This window comes from Rhodococcus sp. DMU1, assembly GCF_012272955.1.
Lineage (GTDB): Bacteria > Actinomycetota > Actinomycetes > Mycobacteriales > Mycobacteriaceae > Rhodococcus > Rhodococcus aetherivorans.
The window spans coordinates 3,976,540-4,003,172 of sequence record NZ_CP050952.1 but is presented as its reverse complement, the minus strand read 5'-3'; the positions used below and the strand labels follow the sequence as shown (position 1 = coordinate 4,003,172).

The following is a 26,633-nucleotide window of genomic DNA, read 5'->3' as shown; positions in this document are numbered from 1 at the left end:
GGACTTGCGCAATCGATGACTGTCATGGGTGAGGAGTTGGACTCCGCTGTCGCTGCGGCTGCGCAGGGGGATCGGACGGCTCTCGCTCAGGTTCTGAGGACCATCCGGCCCTTGGTCGTCCGGTACTGCCGGGCGCGGGTCGGATCCGCGGAGCGTGGCCAGCTCTCCGCGGACGACGTAGCGCAGGAGGTGTGCCTGGCCGTGATGACGGCGTTGCCGCGGTATCAGGACCAGGGACGCCCCTTCATGGCATTCGTGTACGGGATCGCGGCACACAAGGTCGCCGACGCGCACCGCAGCGCCGCCCGCAACCGGGCGGACCCGGTCGCGGAGGTACCCGAGTCGATGTCGCTGGACGACAGTCCGGAGGAGCAGGCACTCAACTCGGAGACGAGCCGGCAGATGAAGAAGCTGCTGGGCACGCTTCCGGAGAAGCAGCGGGAGATCTTGATCCTGCGGCTCGTGATGGGCCTGTCCGCGGAAGAAACGGCAGCAGCGGTGGGAAGTACGGCAGGGGCCATTCGAGTGGCGCAGCACCGTGCCATCGCCCGACTGAAGAAGGAAGTGACGAGAGCAGGTGAGAGAAATGGGTAGGAAGCACGGCGCGGATGACGATTTCTTCGCCGATCTCGCCGACGACGGCACCCCCGTGGACATTGCGGCAGTGCGCCGTGACGATGCCCTCATCGACGCGATCTCCGGGGACGGACCGGTGCCCACCGAGACGACCGAGGAATACGAGCTGGCCACGCTCCTCGCGGGCTGGCGTGCCGAGATCCTCGCCGACCCTCTTCCTTCCGAACCGGACCTGGACGAGATCGTCGCCGCGGTCAACCGAGAGATCGGTGCCCGCGACGCGCTCGCCGAGCGCCGGTCCCGCTCCCGCACCCAGCTTCGCCTGATCCGTCCCATCGCCGGTGCCGCCGCCCTGATCGCCATCGCCGTGGGCGGCGCGACCGCCGTCTCCTACCAGGCCGAACCCGGCGACCCGCTGTGGAGCGTCAAGCAGGTCGTCTTCAGCGAGCAGGCAGAGTCGACGGTCGCCCGGATCGACACCGCCTCGACACTGCAGGAGGCCGAGCAGCGGCTCGCCGTCGGCGACACCGAAGGCGCCCAGGAACTGCTCCAGTCGGCACAGGAGCGTTCCGGGTCGGTCACCGACGCCGGCCAGCGGGACCAGCTGGGCGACTGGATGCAGCGGCTCACCACCGAGCTGAGCCAGCTCCTTCCGCCGCCGCCCCCGCCCGTGCTGCCCATCCCCCCGGCCCAGTCGGCGCCGGTGGTTCCCGCGCCGGTGCCGACCACTGCGACCACCCCGTCGACGGTGGATCCCACGATCGCCGGCACGACGCCCGGGACGGGAACCGTGCCGCCGACGTCCACCGAGGAGCCCAGCGTCGATCTCCTGCCGCCGCCGACGTCGTCGCAGCCGGTGCCCACCCAGGAACCGCTGCCGGTCACGACAGAGCCGACAACCGGACCGACGAGCGCTCCGGTGACGACGGAGCCGACCACCGTGCCGACGGCCTCGCCGACGACGACCGCGTCGGCCTCGGCGCCGGCGCCGTCGAGTTCACTCGAACAGCAGTCGATCAGCCAGACGATCACCGTCGTTCCCCCGCCTTCCACGGTCGTTCCCCCGCCTTCGCCGTAGGCACGACGGGAAGGGCCCGCCAGGACATTCGTCCCGGCGGGCCCTTCCCGTCGTGCGGAGGCTTCTTCTAGGAGTCGAGGCCGTACGGGTCGACCGGCAGCGCCTCGTTCATCGAGGCGTCCGCGTAGCCGCGGCAGTAGTCCCACGTCACGTAGGCGTCGGGGGAGGGATCGTAGGCCGGCTCGTGCGGCCGGACCGTACCGTCGACGAGCAGCTGCAGCAGGTTCGCCCGCAGCATGTCCCAGTCGTGGTAGTGGTCCTGGTGGCAGTCCTCGCAGCACACCACCAGGCCGCGGATGCCGCGCGGCGACAGCAGCGCTTCGTAGACCGCGAGGTCGGCGAGATCCTCCTCGACGGCCAGCCGTTCGGCAGGGTCGAGTGGCTGACCCGGCTCGATCGCGTCCAGTGCGGCGGACGGATCGTCGGGATCTCCAGCGAATGGGTCCGGTGGCAGACCGGGAGGCAACTGATCACGCACGACTCCACGGTACGCAGTCCGACGGGGTCTGCGCCAGCCGTCACACCGTGGACTTCCCGCGGGGCTTGGTGTACGCGGGCGGATCCACGCGTGCGGATGCGCGTGTGTGCCTGTTCCGGTAAACCGATACGATAGTCCACGAGCAGGGCATCGTTGCTCGGAGCGTCCGGGGAATGTGCGCACCGCTCACGCCATTGTCTTTCACGACATTGTGTTCCGTAATCACCGTTGCCGGGCCGGGGCCCACCCGCCCGCACCGTATCGACGCGTCATGGAGGGTCCGAACCGCATGAGTAGTACCGGAGGGCACGTGCATACCGGCGGTGACGACCCCAACAAGGTCGCCATGCTGGGTCTGACCTTCGACGACGTGCTGCTGCTTCCGGCCGCGTCGGACGTGATCCCGAGCCAGGTGGACACGTCGAGCCAGCTGACCCGGGACATCCGCCTCCGCGTTCCGCTGGTCAGTTCCGCGATGGACACCGTCACCGAGTCGCGCATGGCCATCGCCATGGCCCGCGTCGGCGGCATGGGCGTCCTGCACCGCAATCTCTCCGCCGAGGCGCAGGCCGCGCAGGTCGAGACCGTCAAGAGGTCCGAGGCCGGCATGGTCACCGATCCGGTCACCTGCAAGCCGACCGCCACGCTCGCCGAGGTCGACGCCATGTGCGCGCGCTTCCGCATCTCGGGGCTGCCCGTCACCGACGACGACGGCCAGCTCGTCGGCATCATCACCAACCGGGACATGCGCTTCGAGGTCGACCAGAACCGCCCGGTCTCGGAGGTCATGACCAAGGCGCCGCTGGTGACCGCGCAGGAGGGGGTCACCGCCGAGGCCGCCCTCGGGCTGCTGCGCCGCCACAAGATCGAGAAGCTGCCGATCGTCGACGGACAGGGCCGCCTGACCGGCCTGATCACCGTCAAGGACTTCGTCAAGACCGAGCAGCACCCCAACGCCACCAAGGACCGTGACGGTCGCCTGCTCGTCGGCGCCGCGGTCGGCGTGGGCGACGACGCGTGGACCCGTGGCATGACCTTGGCCGACGCCGGGGTGGACGTGCTCGTGGTCGACAGCGCCCACGGTCACTCGGCGGGTGTGCTCGGCATGATCGCCAAGCTCAAGGCCGAGGTCGGCGACCGAGTCCAGATCATCGGCGGCAACGTCGCGACCCGGGCGGGCGCCGCGGCGCTCATCGAGGCCGGCGTGGACGCCGTGAAGGTGGGCGTCGGACCCGGCTCCATCTGCACCACCCGCGTCATCGCGGGTGTCGGCGCCCCGCAGATCACCGCCATCCTCGAGGCCGTCGCGGTCGCCAAGCCCGCGGGCGTCCCGGTCATCGCCGACGGCGGCCTGCAGTTCTCCGGCGACGTCGCCAAGGCTCTCGCCGCCGGCGCCTCCACGGCCATGCTCGGCTCCCTGCTGGCCGGCACCGCCGAGTCGCCCGGCGAGTTGATCCTCGTCAACGGCAAGCAGTTCAAGAGCTACCGCGGGATGGGTTCGCTCGGCGCGATGCAGAGCCGGGGCGCGGCCAAGTCGTACTCGAAGGACCGCTACTTCCAGGACGACGTGCTCTCCGAGGACAAGCTGGTGCCCGAGGGCATCGAGGGCCGCGTGCCGTTCCGCGGTCCGCTGCAGCAGGTGACGCACCAGCTGATCGGTGGTCTGCGCGCCGCGATGGGCTACGCCGGTGCCGCCAGCATCGAACAGCTGCAGGAGGCACAGTTCGTGCAGATCACGGCGGCGGGTCTCAAGGAGAGCCACCCGCACGACATCACGATCACGGCCGAAGCACCGAACTACGTGGTTCGCTAGAGCACCGAGTCCGCGATCGGGCCCCCGCCGGAGTGTCCGGCGGGGGCATCTACCTGAGAAGAAAGGGACGCGCGTGCGCGACCTGGTTGAAATCGGCATGGGGCGGACCGCCCGACGCACCTACGAGCTGGACGACATCAACATCGTGCCGTCCCGCCGGACGCGCTCCTCGAAGGAGGTGTCGACGGCCTGGCAGCTCGACGCGTACCGATTCGACATCCCGCTGCTCGCCCATCCCACCGACGCGCTGGTCTCGCCGTCCTTCGCGGTGCAGCTGGGCAGGGCCGGCGGTCTCGGCGTCATCAACGGTGAGGGCCTGTGGGGCCGGCACGCCGACGTCGACGCCGAGATCGAGAGGCTCGTCGGCATCGCCGAGTCCGACGCGGACCCGGCTGCGGCGATCGCCCACCTGCAGAAGCTCCACGCGGCCCCGCTGCAGCCCGACCTGCTGGCCGCCGCCGTCGCGCAGGTGCGCGACGCGGGCGTGACCGCGGCCGTGCGGGTCAGCCCGCAGAACGCGCGGGCGCTGACCCCGCACCTGGTGAAGGCGGGCATCGACCTGTTGGTCATCCACGGGACCATCATCTCCGCGGAGCACGTCGCCCACGGCGAGAGCGAGCCGCTGAACCTCAAGACGTTCATTTCCGAGCTGGACGTGCCCGTCGTCGCGGGCGGTGTGAGCGACCACCGCACCGCGCTGCACCTGATGCGCACGGGCGCGGCGGGCGTCATCGTCGGCTACGGCTCGACGGCCGGGGGCACCACCACGAGCGAGGTGCTGGGCATCGGCGTGCCCATGGCGACCGCGATCGCCGATGCCGCCGCCGCCCGTCGCGACTACCTGGACGAAACCGGTGGCCGGTACGTGCACGTCATCGCCGACGGCGACATCGAGACCTCGGGCGATCTGGCCAAGGCCATCGCCTGCGGTGCCGACGCCGCCGTGCTCGGGGCCCCGCTCGCGGTCTCGGCCGAGGCGCCGGGCCGCGGCTGGTACTGGCCGTCGGCGAGTGCGCACCCGTCCGTGCCGCGGGGCGCGCTGCTGCAGGTCGCCTACGACGAGCGCCCGGGCCTGGACCGGGTGCTCGCCGGTCCGTCCGACGACCCGTTCGGCTCGCTGAACCTGGTCGGCGGCCTGCGTCGCGCGATGGCGAAGTCGGGCTACTCGGATCTCAAGGAGTTCCAGAAGGTGGGCCTGACCGTCCGCGCGTAGCCGTCCCCCTCTTCCGCTGTGGCCGAATGTCACATCGCTTCGATCCGATCGACGTGATGTGACATTCGGCCACAGCCGTTTTCGGCGCCCACCTGCGGTTTCTAGAACTCGAGGTTACAGTTAGGGCACCCTTGTGGCAGTGGTCACAGCGAGTCTGTGCATACTGGTGAGTAACAACCAGCGTCATGGAGGTGTTTCGGTGGGTGAGCAGCGCGCGACGGACTACGACGTCCTCATCGTCGGATCGGGGTTCGGCGGAAGTGTGACGGCCCTGCGGCTCGTGGAGAAGGGGTACAAGGTCGGCATTCTCGAGGCCGGCCGGCGCTTCGCCGACGCGGACTTCGCCAAGACCAGCTGGGATCTCAAGCGCTTCCTGTGGGCGCCCAAGCTGGGGTGCTTCGGCATCCAGCGGATCCATCTGCTGCACGACGTCCTCATTCTCGCCGGCGCCGGCGTCGGCGGCGGATCCCTCAACTACGCCAACACCCTCTACAAGCCGCCTGCCCCGTTCTTCCAGGACAGCCAGTGGGCGCACATCACCGACTGGAACGACGAGCTCAGCCCGTTCTACGACCAGGCCCGTCGCATGCTCGGCGTGGTGCAGAACCCCCACATGACCCCCGCCGACGAGATCGTCAAGTCCGTCGCCGAGGACATGGGCGTCGGGGACACCTTCATCCAGACCCCGGTGGGCGTGTTCTTCGGTGAGCCCGGCCGCACCGTCGCCGACCCGTACTTCGGTGGTGTCGGCCCCGACCGCACGGGCTGCATCGAATGCGGCGAGTGCATGACCGGTTGCCGGCACGGTGCCAAGAACACGCTGCTGAAGAACTACCTCGGGCTCGCCGAGCGCGCCGGCGCCGAGATCGTCCCCCTCACCACGGTCACCGGCCTGCGCCGGGCCGCCGACGGCACATGGGACGTCGACACCGAGCGCACCGGCGCATGGAAGCGGAAGAACCGTCGCACCTACACCGCCGGGCACGTGGTGCTGGCCGCCGGCACCTGGGGCACCCAGCACCTGCTGCACCACCTCAAGGACACCGGCGGCCTGCCGCAGCTGTCCGACCGGCTCGGGCACCTGACCCGCACCAACTCCGAATCGATCGTCGGTGCCGGCAAGATGCGCGTCGATCCGGAACTCGACCTCACCCGCGGGGTGGCGATCACCTCGTCGTTCCATCCCACCGCGGACACCCACATCGAACCCGTCCGCTACGGCAAGGGCTCCAACGCGATGGGTCTGCTGCAGACCCTGATGACCGACGGCGGCGGCCGTGTCCCGCGGTGGCTGAAGTTCCTCGGCCAGGCCGCGCGGAACCCGGTCCAGATGGGGAGGATGCTCAGCGTCAAGGACTGGAGCGAGCGCACCATCATCGCCCTGGTCATGCAGAACCTGGACAACTCGATCGTCACCTACACCAAGAAGGGCCTGCTCGGCCGCCGCAAGGTCACCAGCCGGCAGGGCCACGGGCACCCCAACCCGACGTGGATTCCCGTCGGCAACGAGGCCACCCGCCGCATCGCCGAGAAGATCGACGGCGTCCCCGGCGGCACCTGGGGGGAGATCTTCAACATCCCGCTCACCGCGCACTTCCTCGGCGGCTGCGTGATCGGGACCGACCCCGAGCACGGCGTCATCGACCCGTACCACCGCGTGTACGGATATCCGACGCTGAGCGTCGTCGACGGAGCCGCGGTCTCGGCGAATCTCGGGGTCAACCCGTCGCTGACGATCGCCGCGCAGGCCGAGCGCGCGGCGGCGCTGTGGCCGAACAAGGGGGAGCAGGACCTGCGCCCCGCCCAGGGCGAGGGCTACCGCCGGCTGGACCCGATCGCCCCGAAGAAGCCGGTGGTGCCCGCGGGCGCTCCGGGCGCGTTGTCGCTGCCGATCGTCGAGGTCCGCAGCGGCTCCACCTCCGGCGTCGCCTGACCCGAACCGCCGTTCGTTGGGCGAGGACCGGGCCTCTAGACTGTTCGGGTGTCGCAAACCCAGCAGTCCAGGCCGGTCCTCGTCGTCGACTTCGGAGCCCAGTACGCGCAGCTGATCGCCCGCCGCGTCCGTGAAGCGAAGGTCTACTCCGAGGTCGTGCCGCACACCACGACGGTGGAGGAGATCGCGGCCCGTGAGCCGCTCGCCGTGGTGCTCTCCGGCGGCCCCTCCAGCGTCTACGCCGACGGGGCGCCGCAACTCGACCCGAAGCTGTTCGATCTGGACGTCCCGGTGTTCGGCATCTGCTACGGCTTCCAGGCCATGGCCCAGGCGCTCGGCGGCACCGTCGCGCACACCGGCAACCGCGAGTACGGGCGCACCGAGATGTCCGTCACCGGCGGTGTCCTGCACGACGGCCTGCCCGCGACGCAGCCGGTGTGGATGAGCCACGGCGACGGGGTCACCGCCGCGCCGGCCGGCTTCGAAGTGACCGCCAGCAGCGCCGGCGCCCCCGTCGCCGCGTTCGAGGACCGCGCGCGCCGTCTCGCCGGCGTGCAGTACCACCCCGAGGTGCTGCATTCCCCGCACGGCCAGCAAGTGCTCAGCCGGTTCCTGCACGACATCGCCGGAATCCCCGCCGCCTGGACGGCCGCGAACATCGCCGAGGCCCTGATCGAGCAGATCCGCGAGCAGGTCGGTGACGGCCGTGCCATCTGCGGCCTGTCCGGCGGGGTGGATTCCGCGGTGGCCGCGGCCCTGGTGCAGCGCGCCATCGGCGACCGCCTGACCTGCGTGTTCGTCGACCACGGCCTGATGCGTGAGGGCGAGCGGCAGCAGGTCGAGAAGGACTTCGTCGCCGCGACGGGGGCCCGGCTCGTCACGGTGGACGCCGCCGAGACCTTCCTGCGGGAATTGGCCGGCGTGACGGATCCGGAGACCAAGCGCAAGATCATCGGCCGCGAGTTCATCCGCAGCTTCGAGGGCGCCGTGTCGGAGGTGCTCGGCGAGAACGCCGCCCACGGCGAGACCGTCGAGTTCCTGGTCCAGGGCACCCTGTACCCGGACGTCGTCGAGTCCGGCGGCGGCACCGGCACCGCCAACATCAAGAGCCACCACAACGTCGGTGGTCTCCCCGAGGATCTGCAGTTCGCGCTGGTCGAGCCGCTGCGCCTGCTGTTCAAGGACGAGGTGCGGGCGGTGGGCCGCGAACTCGGCCTGCCCGAGGAGATCGTCGGCCGCCAGCCCTTCCCCGGACCGGGCCTGGGCATCCGCATCATCGGTGAGGTCACAGGCGAACGCCTCGCGATCCTGCGCCGCGCCGACTCCATCGCCCGCGAGGAACTCACGGCGGCCGGCCTCGACGGACAGATCTGGCAGTGCCCGGTGGTGCTGCTCGCCGACGTGCGCAGCGTGGGCGTGCAGGGCGACGGCCGCACCTACGGTCACCCGATCGTGCTGCGCCCGGTCTCCAGCGAGGACGCGATGACCGCGGACTGGACCCGCTTGCCGTACGAGACCCTCGAGCGGATCTCCACCCGCATCACCAACGAGGTCCCCGACGTCAACCGCGTCGTCCTCGACGTCACGAGCAAGCCGCCGGGCACCATCGAGTGGGAGTGAGACGCGGCTGCGCCCTTCGGATCCGATCCGAAGGGCGCAGTGCGTTCCGGGATGTCAGCGCTTCTTCTTGCCCGGCGCGAACACCAGGGCCGCGCCGACGACGACGGCGAGCGCGACGAGCAGCCAGCGGAATTCGACGTTCGCGAGCGGCTCGAGGGAGAACGGCCCGATCAGCGCCCACCCGCTGACCGCCAGCGCCGCGATCGCGGACAGCAGCATCAGGATCGACGGGCCCCGCCGACGGGTGCCGGTCGTGGGGTCGGTGGGGTCGGTGTCGAAGTCAGCCACGGCGCACCTCCGAGTTGCCGAATGCGGTGTCGAGGTTCAGGGTCAGGACGGGTCCGCCGACGCCGTCGTCGCCGCCGTCGAGGCCTTGCATCACGCACGGGTTCGAGGCCCGCTCGGTGCAGACGACGTCGACGTCGAGGTTCTTCGGCAGCATGATCTCGGTGGCACCGAAGCGGGTCTCGACGGTGACGGTCTCGTCCTCGGTGAGTTCGAGCCCGCGCAGGTCCAGTTGCAGGGCACCCATCTGCACCGAGTACGCCGGCTGCAGTTCCGCGGCGGTGCGGGGCGAGTACAGCTGTTCCCCCCACGACGAGGTGTCGATCGGTCCGACGAGCGAGGCCAGCACCACGAACCCGAGCAGCGGGCCCGTCACCACCAGCAGTCCGTAGCCGCGGTGCAGGAACGCCCCGAACAGCAGGCCGAGTCCGATCACCGCGAGCGCGATCGCGCCGATCCGCGCCGGTGTGAGCCAGGCGACCTCACCCGCGGAGGCCACCGCGCCGGCGGCCGCCGCGGCGAGCACCGCCAGGCCCAGCACCGTCGTGGTGAGCCGTGAGCGGGGCTGTTTCGCCGGCACGACCGACGGCGCGGGCGCCGGCTCGGGCAGGTCCCAGGCGAACGGTGCGACGCCGAGCGGATCCCAGGACGGCGGCGTCGGGCGCTGCAGCAACGGATCCTGCGGGGGCTCCGGGTTCGCCTCGGGGGACTCCGTGCCGGCGGCCCGGGGCGAGTCCGGTTCCGGCTTCGTCCAGAAGTTCGGATCCGCCGGCGCGGGCCCGGTGGCGGCGGTGTGCTGCGCGAAGGGCGCCTGCTGGTACTGGCTCTGCTGGAACGGGGCCTGGAAGGGGTTCTGTGGGAACAGCTGCGGCGCCCCGGGCAGCGCCGGGGGTTCGGGCCGGCGCTGGTACAGCAGCCACAGGCCGCCGAGCATCAGCACCATGCTCACGAACCCGGAACCGCCGACCCCGGGGCCCATCGGGCCGAAGGCGCTGGCCGCGACCGCCAGCACCACCAGGAGCACCACGGCCTTGGTGCTCGATTCGGAGCTGTGCCCCCGGCCGACGAGGGACTCGGCGGGGGAGACCTGATCGCCGTAGCGCGGCAGCAGCAGCCAGCACGCCAGATACAGCACCAGGCCGGCGCCGCCGAAGAACGTGGACACCACGAACGCCACGCGGATCAGCACCGGATCCACGTCGTACCGCACGCCGATGCCCGCGCACACCCCGGCGACATGGCCCTGCCGTGGCAGCCGGACCGGACGGGTGCGCCACATGTCCGAGAGCTGCTCGGGGAAGCTTCGCGTGTTCATGCTGCACATCCTTCTCGACCGCCGCCCCGCCGCACATCAGGGACCGACCCTGAATTCTGCCGCTGCGCGCGGCCGCCGGCTCAGGGTTCGTCCCCGATGCCCGGGGCGGGGTGCGCGTGCCAGTATCGAAGGTATGCAGCCGGTTCCCTACCCGCACCTGCCCACCCCCCGCCTCGAGCGCCGGGTCGGCGGCCGGGTCGTGGGCGGCGTGGCCGGTGGTCTCGCCGACCACCTCGGGGTCGACGTGCTCAAGGTGCGGGTGGCGTTCACGGTCCTGGCGGCGCTCGCCGGTCTCGGCATCGTCGCCTACGGGTTGCTGTGGGCGCTCACGCCGCAGGGCTCGGACACCGAACCGCCGTCGCCCACCGAGCGGCGCCGGGCGCTGGGCCTGGCGGTCATCGGACTGGGCCTGGCCGTGGGGCTTTCGTGGCTGCTCAACGGCGGTGTGGGCTCGGTGATCGCGCCTGTCGTCGTGGTGGCGGTGGGCGCCGCGCTGGTCTGGCGCGAGTTCGACGCCGAGGGACCGCGTTCGGTGCTGGGCCTGCCCGCCCGCCCGACGGTGCTGACCTGGGCGCGGGTGGTCGGCGGCGCCTCGCTCATCGTGCTCGGGCTCGGTGTCGTGATCCTCGCCCAGGTCGACGTGGCGGCCCTGCGCTCGTCGGTGCTGGCGGTGCTGGTGACGCTGGTCGGGGCCGGCCTGCTGTCGGTGCCGCTGTGGGTGCGGATGTGGCGCGCGCTCGAGGAGGAACGCGCCGCCCGCGTCCGCAACGAGGAACGCGAGGAGATCGCGTCGCACCTGCACGATTCGGTGCTGCAGACGCTCGCCCTGATCCAGAAGCAGGCCGACAACTCGCAGGAGGTGCTGCGCCTGGCGCGCAGCCAGGAACGCGAGCTGCGCCGCTGGCTGTTCGGCGGCGGCGAGACCCCGCACACCAGCCTGGCCGAGGCGCTGCGCACCATCGCCGGCGAGGTGGAGGACCAGTACGGGGTCTCGGTGGCGCCGGTGATCGTCGGCGACGTGGTGCCCGGCGACGACGAGGACCTGACCGCCGAGTCGTTCACCGCCCTGCTGGGCGCCACCCGGGAGGCACTGGTCAACGCGGCCAAGCACGCGCGGGTGGACAGCGTGGACCTGTTCGTCGAGGTCGAACCCGAACAGGTGAGCGTCTTCGTCCGGGACCGTGGCGTCGGCTTCGACGAATCCGCGGTGCCGGAGGACCGGCAGGGCCTGGCCCGTTCGATCCGGGGTCGCGTGGAGCGTCGCGGCGGCCGGGTCGGTGTGCGCTCGAACCCGGGCAAGGGCACGGAGATCCGCATCCACATGCCCCGTGCCGGTGCCGGACCGGAGCGGACGACGACCCTAGAGTGGGAGGGCACCGACGCCCATCCAGAGGAGCAGCCCACTTGACGTCACTCGACGCCTCCCGCCGTTTCCGTGTGTTCCTGGTCGACGACCATGCCGTGTTCCGGTCGGGGGTGCGCGCCGAACTCGGCCGGGAGAGCGACATGGAGGTCGTCGGCGAGGCCGGCACCGTCGCGGAAGCGGTCGCGGGAATCGATGCCACCCGCCCCGACGTGGTCCTGCTCGACGTCCACATGCCCGACGGGGGCGGGGTGGCGGTGCTCGGGCGGATCACCGAGGGCCCGGTGTGCCTGGCGCTGAGCGTTTCCGACGCCGCCGAGGACGTCATCGCGGTGATCCGGGCCGGCGCCCGCGGCTACGTCACCAAGACCATCTCGGGGGCCGAGCTGGCCGACGCGGTGCGCCGCGTCGCCGGCGGGGACGCGGTGTTCAGCCCGCGCCTGGCCGGGTTCGTCCTGGACTCGTTCACCGGCCGCTCGAGCGTCCCCGAGCCGCCGCTCGACCCCGAACTCGATTCGCTCACCCCCCGGGAGCTCGAGGTGCTGCGCCTGCTGGCGCGCGGCTACACCTACCGCGAGATCGCCGAGGAACTGGTGATCTCGGTCAAGACCGTCGAGACGCACGCGTCGAACGTGCTGCGCAAGACCCAGCAGTCCAACCGCAATGCGCTCACCCGGTGGGCGCACCGGCGGCGGATCGACTGACCGGAGTTCCGTGCGTGGGCAGCCGCTCGGTCGATCCGGCCGCGAGCGCCGCCGCGGTCATCACCCCGGCGACGGCGGTCATGGTCGGGTCGCGGTCACGGGTGTTCTTCTCGGCGGACGGGCATGGCCAGGGTGGTCAGGTCGCCGGCGGCAGCGGAACGGATCACGACGGGCCGGTCGTAGGAGGCGATGTCCAGCAGCACCTCCGGGCCGACGGCAGTGTCGAGGGCGGCTCCCAGCCCGTCCCGGTCGAAGGAGAGATCCAGGTCGGCGCCGGTGACGTCGGCGGGCAGCACGCGGTCGTGCCCCCGGTGGCCGACGGTGAGTGCCGCCGCCCGCACGCGCAGGTCGATCGTGCCGGCCGCGGCGTCGCGCACGGCCCCGGCCAGGGCGTCGCGGTGCACGATCACCCGCGTGACCGGTGGGTCGAGGGCGGCGAGCATGCTGCCGTAGTCGGGGAAGGTGCCCCCGACGGCCGGGCAGCGGTGCCGCCCGCCGTCCGCGCCGGTGAGGGTGAGCGCGCCCGAGTCGTCGTCGAGGGCCAGGCCGACGTTCTCGTGTTCCCGCAGCCACGCGGCGGTCCCGCGGAGCGCGGAGCCGTCGGCGACGGTGCGGAACGGGTTCCCGGTGCGGGCCGCGGCCGTCACCGAGCCGGTGGTCAGCCGGTAACGGTTCGTCGCCGTCAGGACCACCGCCCCGGCGTCGACCTCAACGAGAATGCCTGTCAGACAAGGGATTTCCGAATCCGTGGCGACGGACGGAAGGACGCGTTCGACGGTGTCGGCGAGGAGCCGGCCCGGCACGACGACCGTCGGCGGCGTCACGAGGCGGGCCTTGACGGCGGAGGCCAGCCGGGTCGCGCGCTCGGCCCGGCGATGCAGCTCGGCGACGTGTTCGTCGAGCAGCGCGGCACCGGACTCGGCATCGCCGTCGAGGATCCGGCCGACGTCGTCGAGCGGGACGTCGAGTTCGCGGAGCTGACGGATCGTCACCGCTCGCTCGCGCTGGTCGACCGTGTAGTACCGGTAGCCGGTGACGGGATCGACCACGGCGGGCACGAGCAGCCGGCAGTCGCCGTAGAACCGCAGCGCTCCCGGGGTGAGCCCGCTGAGCCGGGCCATGGTGCCGATCGTGATCAGGTCTGGGGAGGTGGTCACGGCCCCATCATCGAGCTTCGGCCGACCCGAAGGTCAAGCTCAGCTCACGACGACCGCGACGATCAGGGCCACGATCAGCGCGAGAACGAGCACGGCCACCATGATCGCCATCGCCATCGGTGCGAACGCCACGATCTTCTCCTGCGTGGTGCGCGGCGGGGGACCGGTGGGCCGCAGCCGGTGCAGCAGCTCCGCAGGGCGGGGCACGCCCCGCGGTGACATCGAGCGGGGCAGGCCCCGCGGTGACATCGAGCGGGGCACGCCCCGCGGTGACATCGAGCGGGGCGCGCTGTGGGGAGCTGCGGGCAACCCGGTGAGGGTGCCCCCGGTGCCCGCGGTGCGCCGGGAACCGACGAGGGTCGTGGCGCGCCGCGCCCACACGGGGACGGTGCCGTCGGCGGACAGGATCGGCCGGCCGCGGAGCAGTGCCGGATCGGCGTCGGGCCCGAAGGCGACCGCGGCGAGACGGTCCCGGGCCTGCTCCATCGTCGGGCGGCGGGCGGGGTCCGGTTCCAGCATCGCGAGGAGGACGTCGGTCAGCGGGCCCGTCCGGGTCGGCGGGATGATCTCGGCGCGGGCGACGCGGTGCAGCAGGGCGATCGAGTCGGGGTCGATGCCGAACGGTGGCTGGCCCTCGATTGCGGTGTAGAGGGTCGCGCCGAGGGAGAAGACGTCGCTGGCCTCGGTGGGATCGCTGCCGCGGGCGACCTCGGGTGCGAAGAAGGCGGGGGTACCGGTGATCACACCGGAACGGTCGTGGTCGCCCTTGGCGCGGGCGATGCCGAAGTCGCTGATCTTCACGGTGCCCAGCTCGCGGCCGCGCTCGGCGACGAGGATGTTGCCCGGCTTGATGTCGCGGTGCACGATCCCGGCGGCGTGGGCGGCGGCGAGCGCGTCGGCGATGTGTGTGCCGATCTGCGCCACCTCGAGCGGCGGCAGGGTGTCGGCGATGTTCATCACCTGGGCGAGGCTGCGGGAGGGCAGATGCTCCATGACGAGCCACGGCTCGCCGGAGTGGAGGGCGACGTCGTACATGGAGATGGCGTGCTCGTGGGTGAGGCGGGCGGCGATCCGGCCCTCGCGCAGCGTACGGCGGCGGATCTCCTCGGCGGCCTCCGTGGGCAGGCCCACGGTCGAGGTGACCTGCTTGACGGCCACGTCCCGGTCGAGCAGGGTGTCGTGCGCGAGCCAGACCGCGCCCATACCACCGCCGCCGAGTTTGGAGACGAGTCGATAACGTCCGGCCACCAGCTGATCCGGGCCGACGACGCTTGCCGCTCGCTCCTGTTCCGCCACCTTGACGAGGGTAGTGGATGCCGCGGTGGGCCATCGCTTGACGGGCGCCCCGCCGTCGGGTCTACTGAACCTGTTCGAATACGTGTTCGAACAATCGCGTCTTCCCCGCGGTTTGTCGGTGGGCCGTGCTATACGCGGCCGGCGCAGGGCGAGGGGAGTTCGTGTGGGTGAGGTGGCCGAGTTTCCGGTCGAGGGCGGGTCGCAGGCTCCGGCGGGGCTCCCCCGGCAGGAACGGCTCGAGGCGTTGCGGCGGCAGATCGCCGCGATTCCTGTGAGGGGGGAGAGTGCTCGTCCCCGCCCCGCCGAGCCCGCGACGTCCCCGGTGCCGGTCGACCGGCTGCTTCCGGTACCCGAGCCGCTCGCACGGCTGCTCCCGGACGGGGGCCTGGTCCGCGGATCCGTCGTAAGTTTCTCCGGGGCAATGTCTTTGCTGATCGGTGTGCTGGCCTCGGCCACCGCCGCCGGTGGGCACGCCGCCGTCGTCGGGCATCGCCGCCTCGGCCTGCTCGCCGCCGCCGAGATGGGGGCCGAACTGAGCCGGATCGCGCTGATCCCCGAGCCCGGACCGGATCCGGTGGAGGTGGCTGCCGTCCTGCTCGACGGCATGGACCTCGTCGTCCTCGGCCTCGGGGGCGCCGTGGTACCGCCGGCGCGGACCCGGGCGGTGGTTGCGCGGGCCCGCAGCAAGGGCGCGGCCCTGATGGTCACCGACGGCCGGTGGGACGGAGCGCACGTGCGGCTCGAGGCCGCGGTGCACGGCTACCGGGGACTGTCGGCCTCGGCCCGGGGCAGGCTGTGCGGCACCGGGCTTTCCGTGCGCGCGCAGGGCCGTGCCTTCCAGCCCCGTGTGGCGCGAATAGACTTGTGTGCCGGTCGAACCGGAGTGGAGTGGCGCCCCGGCGAACCGGCGCGGGTGGGGAGTGCGCCCCGCCCGGCCGAGGTGGCGCGGTGAGCGAATCCGGCCCGGCCCGGGTGGTGGCCCTGTGGTGCCCGGACTGGCCGGCGATCGCCGCCGCCGCAGCTGCCGACCTGCCGCCCACGGCGCCGGTGGCGGTGATCTCGGCCAACCGCGTGGCGGCCTGTTCCGCACCGGCCCGGGCCGCCGGCGTGCGACGGGGCCTGCGGCGACGGGAGGCTCAGGCTCGGTGCCCGGATTTGTATGTCGCCCAGGATGATCCGGGCCGCGACGCGCGGTTGTTCGAGCCGGTGGTGGCGGCGATCGACGCGGCGGCGCCCGGCGTGGAGGTGCTGCGCCCCGGTCTGGTGGTGCTCGCTGCACGCGGCGTCGTGCGCTGGTTCGGTTCCGAGGAGGCGGCGGCCGAGCGGCTGGTCGACGAGGTGGCCGCCACCGGCGTCGAATGCCAGGTCGGCATCGCCGACGAGCTGTTCACCGCGGTGCTCGCCGCCCGCCACGCCCACCTCGTCCCGCCCGGAGAGGACAAGGAATTCCTTGCACCCCTGAATATTTCGGAGATCTGCGTGGAGCCGTCCCTGACCGCGCCGGACCGCGTCGACCTGGTGGACCTGCTGAAACGGCTCGGTCTGCGCACGATCGGGGCGTTCGCCGCGCTGTCGCCGACCGACGTCGCCTCCCGCTTCGGTGCGGACGCCGTCGCCGCGCACCGCAGCGCACGGGCACGGCCGCAGCGCCCGCCGTCCGGTCGTGCCCTGCCGCCCGATCTGGTGGTGGAGCGCCCCTGCGATCCGCCGCTCGAACGGGTCGACTCGGCCGCCTTCGCCGGCCGGGCGCTCGCCGCGCTGCTGCACACCCGGCTGGCCGCGGCGGGGGTGGCCTGCACCCGGCTGCTGGTGGCCGCCCGCACCGGCAACGGTGAGGAGCTGGCCCGGACGTGGCGCTGCGCCGAACCGCTGACCCCGGACGGCACCGCCGACCGGGTGCGCTGGCAGCTCGACGGCTGGCTCACCGGGCACAGCGCGACCCGCCCCACCGCCGGGATCGTGCTGCTGCGGCTCGAACCGGTGGAGGTGGTGGCGGCGGGGGCGCTGCAGCTGGGCCTGTGGGGCGGGGCCGGCGACGAGGACGAACGGGCCCGGCGCGCCCTGGTGCGGGTGCAGGGACTGCTCGGTGGCGAAGCCGTGCTGGTGGGGGTGCTCAGCGGCGGACGTGGCCCGCTGGAACGGGTGACCCTCGTGCCGCTGGGGGAGGAGCGGGTGCCGGCGACGGATCCGTCGGCGCCGTGGCCGGGTCGGCTGCCCCCGCCCGCCCCGGCGGTGGTGCTCACCACCCTGCCCCCGATCGCGCTCGAGGACGCGTCGGGCACCCCGGTGACGGTGACCGAGCGCGGTCTGCTCAGCGGCGATCCCACCAGGCTGAGCTGGGGCAGCCGCAGCTGGCGGGTGCACGCCTGGGCCGGGCCGTGGCCGGTGGACGAGTACTGGTGGGACCCGGCCGCGGCGCGGGCGGCGGCGCGGCTGCAGGTGCGGCTCGAGGAGTCCCGGGCCCTGCTGGTGATCCACGTCGACGAACGCTGGCATGTGGAGGGCGTCTACGAGTGAGTACCCTCGGTTGACGTGGAGACCAGTGTGCTGACGGCCGCGCCGAACGGTGTGGCGATCGCCTACCGGGATTCGGCTCCCAGGACGGGCCACCACCCGGTGCCGGTGATGCTGGTGCACGGGATGGGCGGCGACGGACGCACGTGGGACCGGTTCGCCCGGTCCCTGCTCGCGGCGGGCCGGCGGGTCGTCGCGGTGGACCTGCGCGGCCACGGGCGCAGCGCCCGCGCCGCGTCCTACCGCTTCGACGAGTTCGGCGCCGACGTGCTCGGGCTCTGCGAACACCTGGGCCTCGAGACGGTCGACCTCGTCGGGCATTCCCTCGGTGGGCACACCGGATCCCTCGTCGCGCAGCAGCGCCCGGGCCTGGTGCGGCGCCTGGTGCTCGAGGAGGCGCCGCTGCCGCTGCGCCCGGGCGATCCGCCGCAGGTGCTCGGCGGGCGCCTGCCGTCGCCGGCCGAGCTGTGGCACGCCTCGACGAGCCTGTTGCGCAATCCGCGCGCGACGTTCGCCTTCGACCGCTCCATGACCGGCTCGGCGCTCACCCAGTTCCGCGCGCCGAATCCGCGGTGGTGGGAACATCTTCCGCGGATCACCGCACCGACGATGATCCTGCGGGGCGGGCCGGGCAGCATGGTCGATCCGACCCGGCTCGAGGCCGCTGTGGACGTCCTCGGCGACGTCGCGGTCCACGACTTCACCTGCGGCCACAGCATCCACCGCGATCGGCACCGCGAGTTCGAGGCCGCCGTGCTGCCCTTCCTCACCTGAGCACTCGTTCCGCCACGACAGAGCTTCCGGACAGCGACAACCGTCGAGACGGTTGTCGCTGTCCGGAAGCTGTTGCCGGTGTACCGACGCTATTCCAGCCAGATGCGGCGATCGAAGCCGCCGCGCTCGGCGCGCTTGGCGGTGGCCGCGGCAGCCACCTCCTCGGCAGCGATCCCGAACGCGGCGAGCAGGGACGTGAACACCTCGTGCACGTCGGCGAGTTCGCCGAGCCGCTCGTCGCCGTTGTGCGCCTCCCGCAGCTCGTGTGCTTCCTCGACCAGCTTGTCGAGCAGGGCGCTGCGGTACTCGTCCCGATCGAGTACACGGGTGCGCGCCACCCGGCCGTCGGCCTCGATGATGTCGGGAATCCGGTCGCGGACCAGCTTGCCCATCATGATTCCTCCCGCTGCGCTACCGTGGCGGGGTGGACGGTACCGGACCACCCACGGACGCCCTCGCGCTCGGTCAGCGCGTCGTCGCCGTCCTCGAGACCGGTGCCCGGACCGCCACTTACAAGCTTGCGACCCTTTCGGCACTTGTCGGCTTCTGCGTCGAACATCTGCCGGCGGACCCGGCTGCGGCACTCGACGTGCCGATCGACGCCCTGGCCGAGCGGGTGATCGACCTGTACTGGCCCCAGGTCCGTCCGTTCGACGGGCACCGGTTGCGCCAGTCCTCGCAGCCGAAGGCTCGGATCCTGACGGCGGTGGAGGTGCTGCGCGGTGCGGCGAACGCCGGCGGGGTGGTCGGCCTGTCCATCGCGAGGCTGCGGATGCCCGACTTGTACCGCGAGGCTGTCGCGGAGGTCGCGCTCACACTGGCGCAGCAACCGCTGTACCGGCTGCAGCGGCTACCGGGCGGACGTGGCGAACCGTTCCTCTACGACGACTCCTGGTTGCACTCCGGAATCACCCGAGCGGCGATTGCCCGGCACGGTGGCGTAATCCGCCTGTTTCCGGGGGTCGCGGCGGCGCTGGCCCGCCTGTCCGGTCTGCTCACCCCGACACTGGAGATCCTGTGGGTTCAGGACGTGCGCCGCTACAACGCCTTTCTCGACGAGGACGTTCCCGACATCGCGGGGCACCTGTTCGGCCGCGACCGCGTCTCGCTCGCGAAGCCGCGCGTGGCGCTGCGCGAGGCCTTCGGAACGCAGTGTTTCTATTGTGCGACAAGCCTTTCCGATGGAAATCCGGTTGACCACGTGCTACCGTGGTCCCGGGTGCCTCTCGACGGGCTGGCCAATCTCGTACTCGCCTGCGGAGGTTGCAACACCGACAAGCGGGATTCGCTGCCCGCGTTGGCGCACACCGAGCGGGCGTTGAGCCGAGATCGCACCGTCCTCGAGCAGCTCGCCGCCGACATCGGTTGGCCGACTCAGTACGACCGCACTCTTGCCGCCGCGCGCGGCCTGTACCGCAGCTCACCCCCGGGCACGCCGACGTGGCAGGGCCGTTCGCGGACCGGAACGTGGGACACGGTATTTCCGCCCGGCTGGGTGGTCTCGACGGTGCCGGAAACCGGGTTCACATGAACACGACCGGTCGTCTACGATTCGACGCCATGCGGTTGGCAGAGGCACTCGCCGAGCGAGGCGAGCTGAAACGGCGGATCGAGCAGCTCGGCACCCGGATCGTGGCCAACGCCCGGTACCAGGAGGGTGAGGAGCCCGCCGAGAATGCCGGCGAGCTCCTCGACCAACTCACCGACGCCATCGATCGGCATGCGCTGCTGATCGCTCGGATCAACAAGACGAACACCGCCACCCGCGTCGGCGACCGCACGCTCACCGACGCGCTGGCCGAACGGGACGCCTTGCAGGCCCGGCACCGTGCGCTGACCGCGGCCGCGGACGCGGCCTCGGGCAGCAGGGACCGATACGGGCGACAACTCCGGTCCGAACTGGCATACGTCTCGGCGCTGTCGGTCCGGGACCTGCGGCGCACCACCGACGACCTGGCCCGCCGGATCCGGCAGGTGGACATGGAGATCCAGCGCGTGAACTGGGAGGTTGATCTGATCGACGAGTGATCGTGGGCAGCGGGTACCCGAATCGGAAGCGAGCACACGCCGTGGGTCGCGGTGAATCGACCTTTTTGTATCCTCAGGCGCGCGGAGGGCAGCGCCGCGGGTTCGACTCCCGCACACAGGGCAGCCCTGCACGACGCACGAGGGCACGGTGCACGCCGGCACAGTTCATCACCACGTGCTGATCCGGATCGGGGAGGGCGGGAACGGGGCACCCACGAGCCGTCGGCCCGACAGGGCGCTCGCGCTGCGGCGCAGCCGCTAGGATCGCCGCATGACATGGACCGCGTCCGACCGTCGACTGTTGGCCGCCGCCGCGGTATTCGTGGTGTCGCAGGCGAACATCGCCCGCGTGCTCGGCCCCGCCGCGCCGGCGGTGGGACGGATCCAGACCGCCTTCTCCGCGGCGACATACCGCAACGTTCTCGACGGACTCGACGCGGACACCGCCCCGCGGTATCGCCGGCACTACTACTGGGATCTGGTGCATCCCTTGATCTTTGCCATCGCACTGCAGGCCGGTGCGCGATCGCTCGCCGAGCACCGGCCCGTGCCCGCGCACACCCGCCGGGTCCTCGCCGTCGCTCCGGCGGTGGCCGCGGCGGCGGACTACGTCGAGAACGCCGCGGGCCTGTACCTGCTCGACCACCGTGACCGCATCACCGACACCACCGTCCGGGTGGCGACGACGGTCAGCACCGTCAAGTGGGTGCTCGCGCTCGGCTCTCTCGCCTACCTGTCCCAGGGCTTCCTGGGCCTGTGGACGCGGGCGGGCCTGCGCCGGCTGGGGAGATGATCATGGCCGACGAGCTGCCCGTCGAGTACTTCCCGGACCGGGAGTCCTTCGCCGCCTGGCTGCGTGAGCACCACACGGACTCGCCCGGCATCTGGGTCAAGCTCGCCAAGAAGGGATCGGCGCATCCGTCGGTGACCTACGCCGAGGTGGTCGAGGAACTGCTGTGCCACGGCTGGATCGACAGTCAGGCACGCAGGCTCGACGACGACTTCCGGCTGCAGCGCATCACTCCGCGCCGGGCCCGCAGCCCCTGGTCGCAGCGTAACCGGGCGCTCGCCGAACGGTTCGAGGCAGAGGGCCGGCTCGCGCCGGCCGGGGCCGCCGAGGTCGCCCGCGCCCGCGCCGACGGCCGCTGGGAGCGCGCCTACGCCGGCCAGGCGACCGCGCAGGTGCCGCAGGACTTCCTCGACGCCCTCGCGGGCAATCCCGCGGCGCAGGCCTTCTACGACACGCTCGACGGCCGCAACCGGTACGCGATCGTGTACCGGCTGCAGGCCGCGAAGCGCCCGGAGACCCGGGCACGCCGCATCGAGGCCTTCGTGCAGCAGCTCGCGGAGGGCCGTCGCTTCCACGACTAGCCCGAACGGACACAATGGGCGGGTGAGCCTTGCCTTTCCTCCTGCCTGCTCGGCGGCCTCCGCGCTGGACGAGCCCCTGCCCGGCACCGCGGCGACCGCCCCCGGCTGGGTGTGCCTCGAGATGCCGTCCGGCTGGGGGCGCGACGTCCTCGACGGCACCGCTCTCGGCCCCGGCCTCGCCGGCGAGATCTCGGCCGCGGCCGACGCCGCCGGAGTGCGGTTCCTGTTCGTCCGGCGGCCCGGTCGTGACACCGCCCGCCGCGGCGACGGCCGCACCGTGCTCCTGGCCCGCTCCGATCCGGGCGGCAGCTGGTGCGAGCGGCTGGAGGTCGGGGAGCCGAAGGAACTGCTCGACCTGATCCCGCGCATCGTCGCCGGCCCGGCGCCCGGCCTCGGCCGTGCGCAGGACCGGCCCGTCGCGCTGGTGTGCGCCCACGGCAAACGGGACCGGTGCTGTGCCGTGCTGGGGCGCCCCGTGGCGGCGGCGCTGGCTGCGGAGTTCGGCGACGACGTGTGGGAGTGTTCGCACACCGGCGGGCACCGCTTCGCCCCGTCGCTGATCCTGCTGCCCACCGGCTACACCTACGGCCGGCTCGACGTCGCGCAGAGCCGGGACGCCGTGGCGGCCGCCGCTCGCGGCGAGGTGTATCTGCCGGGGTTGCGGGGGCGCAGCAGCTGGTCCGCGGCCGGGCAGGTCGCCGAGATCGCGGTGCGGGGGCAGGTGCCCGCGGATGCGGACGCGCTCGTCGTCGACGAGGGCGACGCCGGAACGGTGGTGCGGCACCGCGACGGTCGCCGCTGGCGCGTGCAGGTCGAGACCCGGCAGTTGCCGCCGCGTCCGGTCAGCTGCGGCGCCGATCCGAAGCCGGTGCGACCGCTGATGGCGACGGAGACAACTGCGCTCTAGTGCGGTGTGTCCTTCGGGCGGCCGGGACCGCCCGAAGGACACACCGGCGGCGCAGCCGCCTCACCAGTGCACGCCGGGCAGTAGCCGGCCGATCCGGCGCAGCACCGCAGGGTTCGGCAGCACCGGACGGGGCAGCGCCCGCGGCTGCGGGGGTGCGTCGGCGGAGGCGCACTGCTCGCCGCGCGCGGCGGGCGCGTCGGGGTAGGCGTGGTAGTAGAGCGAGAACATCCGGTCCCGCAGGCCCGGCGCGAAGATGCCGCCGAGCTCGCCGAGGGTGCCGATCGGCACATCGATGCGCTTGGGCCGTTCGACGAGGGCCCGGACCACCATCCGCGCGGCGTCCTCCGGGCTGATCGCCGGACCCGGGTTGTACGCCCCGCTGGGTTCGATCATGGGGGTGCGCACGAGCGGCATGTGAATGGTGGTGAAAGTGATTCCGTCGTCCCGGGTTTCGGAGGCGGCGACGTCGGCGAACCCCTCGAGCGCGGACTTCGAGGCGATGTACGCGGCGTATCGCGGGGTGCGGGCCTGCACCCCGGCGGTGCTGATGTTCACGATGTGCCCGAACCGCCGTGCGCGCATGTGCGGCACCAGGGCCAGGGTCAACCGCACCGCACCGAAGTAGTTGACCGCCATGGTGCGTTCGAAGTCGTGCAGCCGGTCCGTCGAGTGGTACAGCCCGCGCCGGATGGAGCGTCCCGCGTTGTTGACGAGCATGTCGACGTGGTCGTGCTCGGCGAGGACCGCCTGCACGGTGCGTTCCACCGCCGCCGGGTCGGTGAGGTCACACGGATACGCGTACGCGCTGCCGCCGCCCGCGCGGATCACGGCGACGACTGCGTCGAGTGCCTCGGCGCGACGGGCGAGGGCGAAGACCACGGCACCCTCGCGGGCCGCGGCGATCGCGCTCGCCCGTCCGATCCCCGAGGAGGCACCGGTGATCAGCACGTGCCGTCCCACGAGCGGTCCACGCGGATCGTCGCGGCGGGCACGGCCGGGGTCGAGGTGCTCGCGCCAGTAGCGCCACAGCACGGGGGCGTAGCCGGCGAACTCGGGCAGCGTGATGCCGCTACCGCGCAGGGCTTCCCGGGTGCTGCGGTCGGCGAACCGGCTCGGGAAGGTCAGCTGGCCGAACACGACCGGTGGGATGCCCGTCCGTCGCAGTGCGAGGCGTCGGGCGGTCTTCAGGCCGGGAAGCGCGGTGATCGACAACAGCGGACGTACCAGCGCGCCGGGCACGCCGGCGACGGGAACGGGGGCCCCGGCCGCCGCGGCCAGCGCCGCGAACACCTCGCGGACCGGTTGCGGGCGGGAGACGAGGTGGAAGGTGCGCCCGTCCAGTCCGGGACGATGCATCAGTTCGACGATCGCGGCCGCGACGTAGTCGACCGGCACCAGGTTGGTGTCGCCGAGGTCGGGCAGGACCAGCGGCAGCCGCGACGGCAGCGCCGCCAGCGCGGCCAGGGCGGGAAAGAAGTAGTAGGGGCCGTCGATCTTGTCGATCTCGCCGGTGGTGGAGCTGCCCACGATCGCGGACGGCCGGTAGATGCGCCGGCGCACCCGGCTCGCCCGGACCGCCTTCTCGGCCTCGAACTTGGTGCGGTGGTAGGGCGACGGGAAGTGCTGGCCCAGGTCGAGGTCGTCCTCGGCGAACGTGCCGCGGTGATCACCGGCGACGGCCACGGACGAGACGTGGTGCAGGGTCGCGCCCAGCTTCTCCGCGAGGGCGATCACCCCGCGGGTGCCCGCCACGTTCGTGGCGGCCTGCTCCTCTCCGGCGGTGAGATCGTAGATGGCGCCGAGGTGTAGGACGTGCTCGGCCGGCGGAATCGTCGCGGCCTCGAGTCCGAGTCCCGGCTCGGTGAGATCGCCGAGCAGCGGGTGCAGCCGGGTCCCACCCTCCAGGCGCGCGGAGAGGGCCTCGAACTTCGGCAGCGACGCCGGCCGGACCAGCACATGGACGTCGGCGTCCGGGTGGGTCGCGAGCAGTCGCCCGAGCACGTGCGTGCCGAGGAAGCCGGTGCCGCCCGTGACGAGGTACGTGGCCATGGCCCGAACCTACTGCAAGGTAAGAACGGATTCTAGTGTCCGATGCCGACCTTCGCGTGCACCCGCTTCATCCACGCCGGCGCCCACCAGTTCGCCTCGCCCATCAGCTTGACCAGCGACGGCACCAGCAGCATCCGCACCACCGTCGCGTCGATGATCAGCGCGAGGATCATCCCCACACCCAGGAACCGCATGATCGACAGGCCCGAGATCGTGAAGGCGCCGGTCACCACGATCAGCAGCAGCGCCGCCGAGGTCACCACCCGGCCGGTGCGTTCGGTGCCGAACCGCACCGCCTCCTCCGTGCTCGCCCCGGCGGCCCGTGCCTCCACCATGCGCGACATGAGGAACACCTCGTAGTCGGTGGACAGGCCGAACACCACCGCCAGGATCAGCACCACGAAGCTCGGCTCCAGCGGGCTGGGGGTCACGCCGAGCAACTCCGCTCCGTTCCCGAGCTGGAACACCCAGGTGAGCACGCCGAACGTGGCCGCCAGGCTCAGGCCCGCCATCGCCACCGCCTTGAGCGGCAGCACCACGGACCCGAATGCCAGGAACAGCAGCACGAGGGTCGACAGCACCATGATCGCGATCATTGCCGGCATCGACCGCGCTATCGCGGCGTTGCTGTCGTCGACCATCGCCCGGCCGCCACCGACGAGCAGGTCGGTGCCCGGCGGGGGCGGCAGATCCCGCAGTTCCCGGACGATCTCGCCGGCCCGCGGCGTCTCCTCCACGCCCTGTGCGTACAGCGCCTGCAGCACCACGACGTCGTTCCGCGAGGCGACGGTGACGGTCTGCGCGACGCCGTCCACGTCCGTCGCCGCGCGGGACACCGACGTGACCACGGCCGGGGCGGGCCCGGAGCCCTCGTCGCCCCTCAGCACGAGCGTGACGCCGTTGCCGGTGGAGGGGAATTCGTCGAGCAGCGTCTGGGTGGCGGCACGCGCCGGGTCGCCCGCCGGCAAGGCCGTGTACTCGATCTCCCCGAAGGAGGCGCGCAACAGCGGCGTGGCGAGCAGCAGCAGGCCGGCGGTGATGGTCACCGCGACCAGCGCCGGCCGGCGCATCACCTTCGTCACCACCGCCCCCCAGAAGCGCCGGGCCCGGGCCTCGCCCCGCCGCGCCGCGCCCTCCCGCCACGTCAGTGCGTTGATGCGGTGCCCGAGTATCGCCAGCAGCGCGGGGATCGCGGTGAGTGAGAGCACCGCCGCGCTGAGCACCGCGGCGATCGCGCCGAGGCCCAGCGAGCGCAGCAGCGCCTGCGGGAAGACGAGCATTCCGGCGAACGCGCACATCAGCAGCAGCCCCGAGAACATCACCGTGCGGCCCGCGGTGAGCACGGTGCGACGGGTCGCGGTCGCCGGGTCGGCACCCGAGTCGAGTTCCTCCCGGAAGCGGCTGACGATGAACAGCCCGTAGTCGATCGCCAGGCCCAGCCCGATGAGCGACGTGACGTTCAGCGCGAAGGAGCTCACGTCGGTGTACATCGTGAGCAGGCGCAGCGTGGCGAGGGCACTGAGGACGGCGAGGACCCCGACGAACACCGGGACCGCCGCCGCGACGAGACCGCCGAAGATGAACACCAGCAGCACCAACGTCACCGGCAGCGCAATCGCCTCCGCGAACAACAGGTCGCGCTCGAGCCGGGTGGTGAATGCGACGCCGACGACCGAGTTCCCCGCGAACTGCGCGTCGACGCCGGGGACCTCGAGCTTCGGCAGCAGGCCCTGGAACGTGGTGACGGTGATCTCCGAGCCGGGCTCGAGGGTGACGGCCGCCGCCGCGCTGCCGCCGTCCTTCGCCAGCAGCAGCTGCTTCGCCGGCGGCGCGGCCGACCAGTAGGAGTCGACCGCATGGGTGGGAACCTCGGCGGCGAACCGGTCGAGCACCGCGGTCACCTCGGGTCCGATGTCGGCGACGGTGCGCCCGGGCGGCGGGGTGTAGATCGCGATGATGTCGGCGGTCTGCGGACCGAAGTTGTCGTCCACGATGCGCTGCACCTCGGCCGATTCGCTGCCGGGGTCGTAGAACCCGCCCTGCGAGAGCCGGCCGAACACCCCGGTGCCCCAGACCCCGGCGAGCACGACGACGAGGACGGCCAAGCCGAGCACCCACCAGCGCCGGTCGACGACGAATGTGGACCAACGGTTCATGTG

General features: G+C 72.1%; 24 protein-coding genes. 16 read left to right on the top strand and 8 right to left on the bottom strand.

All coding sequences use genetic code 11. The features are described from left to right. The first annotated feature begins 15 nt into the window (after positions 1-15). Together HFP48_RS18470 and HFP48_RS18465 are read left to right on the top strand one after the other, a co-directional pair. A complete protein-coding gene (locus HFP48_RS18470; RefSeq protein WP_029544787.1) occupies positions 16-594 on the top strand; it encodes a sigma-70 family RNA polymerase sigma factor in 579 nt (192 codons plus the stop codon). Further along, complete coding sequence (locus HFP48_RS18465; protein WP_044476137.1) at positions 587-1,654, top strand: anti-sigma-D factor RsdA; 1,068 nt, start codon at positions 587-589, stop codon at positions 1,652-1,654. Before HFP48_RS18470 ends, HFP48_RS18465 begins: the two co-directional genes overlap by 8 nt. A 67-nt stretch (positions 1,655-1,721) precedes the next feature. On the opposite strand, the gene HFP48_RS18460 is transcribed toward HFP48_RS18465, so the two are convergent. Then, positions 1,722-2,132, bottom strand: coding sequence for a DUF5319 domain-containing protein (locus HFP48_RS18460; protein WP_006934975.1), 411 nt, complete (start codon positions 2,130-2,132; stop codon positions 1,722-1,724). Positions 2,133-2,421: 289 nt separating this feature from the next. On the opposite strand from HFP48_RS18460, the gene guaB reads away from it, so the two are divergent. From guaB to guaA, 4 genes are all read left to right on the top strand, one after another. Continuing rightward, positions 2,422-3,945, top strand: coding sequence for an IMP dehydrogenase (guaB, locus tag HFP48_RS18455; RefSeq protein ID WP_029544783.1), 1,524 nt, complete (start codon positions 2,422-2,424; stop codon positions 3,943-3,945). A gap of 73 nt (positions 3,946-4,018) precedes the next feature. Continuing rightward, the gene (locus HFP48_RS18450; RefSeq protein ID WP_006934969.1) at positions 4,019-5,158 is read left to right on the top strand and encodes a GuaB3 family IMP dehydrogenase-related protein; all 1,140 of its coding nucleotides are present in this window, start codon (positions 4,019-4,021) and stop codon (positions 5,156-5,158) included. Between the two features lie 199 nt (positions 5,159-5,357). Beyond that, entirely contained in the window at positions 5,358-7,091 is a 1,734-nt protein-coding gene (locus HFP48_RS18445) for a GMC family oxidoreductase (protein WP_029544781.1), read from the top strand. A gap of 48 nt (positions 7,092-7,139) precedes the next feature. After that, positions 7,140-8,711, top strand: coding sequence for a glutamine-hydrolyzing GMP synthase (guaA, locus tag HFP48_RS18440; RefSeq protein ID WP_006934964.1), 1,572 nt, complete (start codon positions 7,140-7,142; stop codon positions 8,709-8,711). A 54-nt stretch (positions 8,712-8,765) separates the two neighbouring features. Here guaA and HFP48_RS18435 read toward each other — a convergent pair whose 3' ends face one another. Both HFP48_RS18435 and HFP48_RS18430 read right to left on the bottom strand, forming a co-directional pair. Then, on the bottom strand, positions 8,766-8,999 hold the full coding sequence (locus tag HFP48_RS18435; RefSeq protein ID WP_006934962.1) for a hypothetical protein: 234 nt from the start codon (positions 8,997-8,999) through the stop codon (positions 8,766-8,768). Continuing rightward, positions 8,992-10,311: a PspC domain-containing protein gene (locus tag HFP48_RS18430; protein ID WP_168579850.1), complete on the bottom strand. Its 1,320-nt coding sequence runs from the start codon at positions 10,309-10,311 to the stop codon at positions 8,992-8,994. The genes HFP48_RS18435 and HFP48_RS18430 overlap by 8 nt, the downstream gene beginning before the upstream one ends. A gap of 133 nt (positions 10,312-10,444) precedes the next feature. Here HFP48_RS18430 and HFP48_RS18425 point away from each other — a divergent pair, with 133 nt between their 5' ends. After that, positions 10,445-11,719 (top strand): ATP-binding protein, encoded by a 1,275-nt coding sequence (locus tag HFP48_RS18425; RefSeq protein WP_006934957.1) that lies wholly within the window; start codon positions 10,445-10,447, stop codon positions 11,717-11,719. Continuing rightward, on the top strand, positions 11,716-12,378 hold the full coding sequence (locus tag HFP48_RS18420) for a response regulator transcription factor (protein WP_006934956.1): 663 nt from the start codon (positions 11,716-11,718) through the stop codon (positions 12,376-12,378). Before HFP48_RS18425 ends, HFP48_RS18420 begins: the two co-directional genes overlap by 4 nt. Before the next feature lie 95 nt (positions 12,379-12,473). On the opposite strand, the gene HFP48_RS18415 is transcribed toward HFP48_RS18420, so the two are convergent. Beyond that, on the bottom strand, positions 12,474-13,535 hold the full coding sequence (locus HFP48_RS18415; RefSeq protein ID WP_168579849.1) for a MerR family transcriptional regulator: 1,062 nt from the start codon (positions 13,533-13,535) through the stop codon (positions 12,474-12,476). 39 nt (positions 13,536-13,574) lie between these two features. Continuing rightward, positions 13,575-14,831, bottom strand: coding sequence for a serine/threonine-protein kinase (locus HFP48_RS18410; protein WP_282597432.1), 1,257 nt, complete (start codon positions 14,829-14,831; stop codon positions 13,575-13,577). A 163-nt stretch (positions 14,832-14,994) separates the two neighbouring features. On the opposite strand from HFP48_RS18410, the gene HFP48_RS18405 reads away from it, so the two are divergent. The 3 genes from HFP48_RS18405 to HFP48_RS18395 are packed head-to-tail and all read left to right on the top strand — an operon-like array spanning position 14,995 to position 18,119. Then, on the top strand, positions 14,995-15,783 hold the full coding sequence (locus tag HFP48_RS18405) for a hypothetical protein (RefSeq protein WP_168579848.1): 789 nt from the start codon (positions 14,995-14,997) through the stop codon (positions 15,781-15,783). After that, positions 15,780-17,348 (top strand): DNA polymerase Y family protein, encoded by a 1,569-nt coding sequence (locus tag HFP48_RS18400; protein WP_168579847.1) that lies wholly within the window; start codon positions 15,780-15,782, stop codon positions 17,346-17,348. The genes HFP48_RS18405 and HFP48_RS18400 overlap by 4 nt, the downstream gene beginning before the upstream one ends. Positions 17,349-17,363: 15 nt before the next feature. Further along, positions 17,364-18,119, top strand: coding sequence for an alpha/beta hydrolase (locus HFP48_RS18395; protein WP_029544769.1), 756 nt, complete (start codon positions 17,364-17,366; stop codon positions 18,117-18,119). Between the two features lie 89 nt (positions 18,120-18,208). On the opposite strand, the gene HFP48_RS18390 is transcribed toward HFP48_RS18395, so the two are convergent. Next, positions 18,209-18,511 (bottom strand): nucleoside triphosphate pyrophosphohydrolase, encoded by a 303-nt coding sequence (locus tag HFP48_RS18390; protein WP_006945808.1) that lies wholly within the window; start codon positions 18,509-18,511, stop codon positions 18,209-18,211. Positions 18,512-18,543: 32 nt separating this feature from the next. On the opposite strand from HFP48_RS18390, the gene HFP48_RS18385 reads away from it, so the two are divergent. The 5 genes from HFP48_RS18385 (at position 18,544) to HFP48_RS18365 (ending at position 22,425) form a co-directional block, all read left to right on the top strand. Next, positions 18,544-19,650 carry an HNH endonuclease domain-containing protein gene (locus HFP48_RS18385; RefSeq protein WP_006945810.1) on the top strand — a complete coding sequence of 369 codons (1,107 nt, stop codon included), beginning with the start codon at positions 18,544-18,546 and terminating at the stop codon, positions 19,648-19,650. Between the two features lie 29 nt (positions 19,651-19,679). Then, entirely contained in the window at positions 19,680-20,147 is a 468-nt protein-coding gene (locus HFP48_RS18380; RefSeq protein ID WP_029544765.1) for a DIP1984 family protein, read from the top strand. A gap of 271 nt (positions 20,148-20,418) precedes the next feature. After that, complete coding sequence (locus HFP48_RS18375; RefSeq protein WP_050035511.1) at positions 20,419-20,940, top strand: hypothetical protein; 522 nt, start codon at positions 20,419-20,421, stop codon at positions 20,938-20,940. Positions 20,941-20,942: 2 nt separating this feature from the next. Further along, the gene (locus HFP48_RS18370) at positions 20,943-21,518 is read left to right on the top strand and encodes a YdeI/OmpD-associated family protein (protein ID WP_006945818.1); all 576 of its coding nucleotides are present in this window, start codon (positions 20,943-20,945) and stop codon (positions 21,516-21,518) included. 22 nt (positions 21,519-21,540) lie between these two features. After that, on the top strand, positions 21,541-22,425 hold the full coding sequence (locus HFP48_RS18365; protein ID WP_185712872.1) for a sucrase ferredoxin: 885 nt from the start codon (positions 21,541-21,543) through the stop codon (positions 22,423-22,425). Between the two features lie 60 nt (positions 22,426-22,485). On the opposite strand, the gene HFP48_RS18360 is transcribed toward HFP48_RS18365, so the two are convergent. Together HFP48_RS18360 and HFP48_RS18355 are read right to left on the bottom strand one after the other, a co-directional pair. After that, positions 22,486-24,474 carry an SDR family oxidoreductase gene (locus HFP48_RS18360; protein ID WP_168579846.1) on the bottom strand — a complete coding sequence of 663 codons (1,989 nt, stop codon included), beginning with the start codon at positions 24,472-24,474 and terminating at the stop codon, positions 22,486-22,488. Between the two features lie 32 nt (positions 24,475-24,506). Then, on the bottom strand, positions 24,507-26,630 hold the full coding sequence (locus HFP48_RS18355) for an MMPL family transporter (protein ID WP_168579845.1): 2,124 nt from the start codon (positions 26,628-26,630) through the stop codon (positions 24,507-24,509). Positions 26,631-26,633 lie beyond the last annotated feature (3 nt).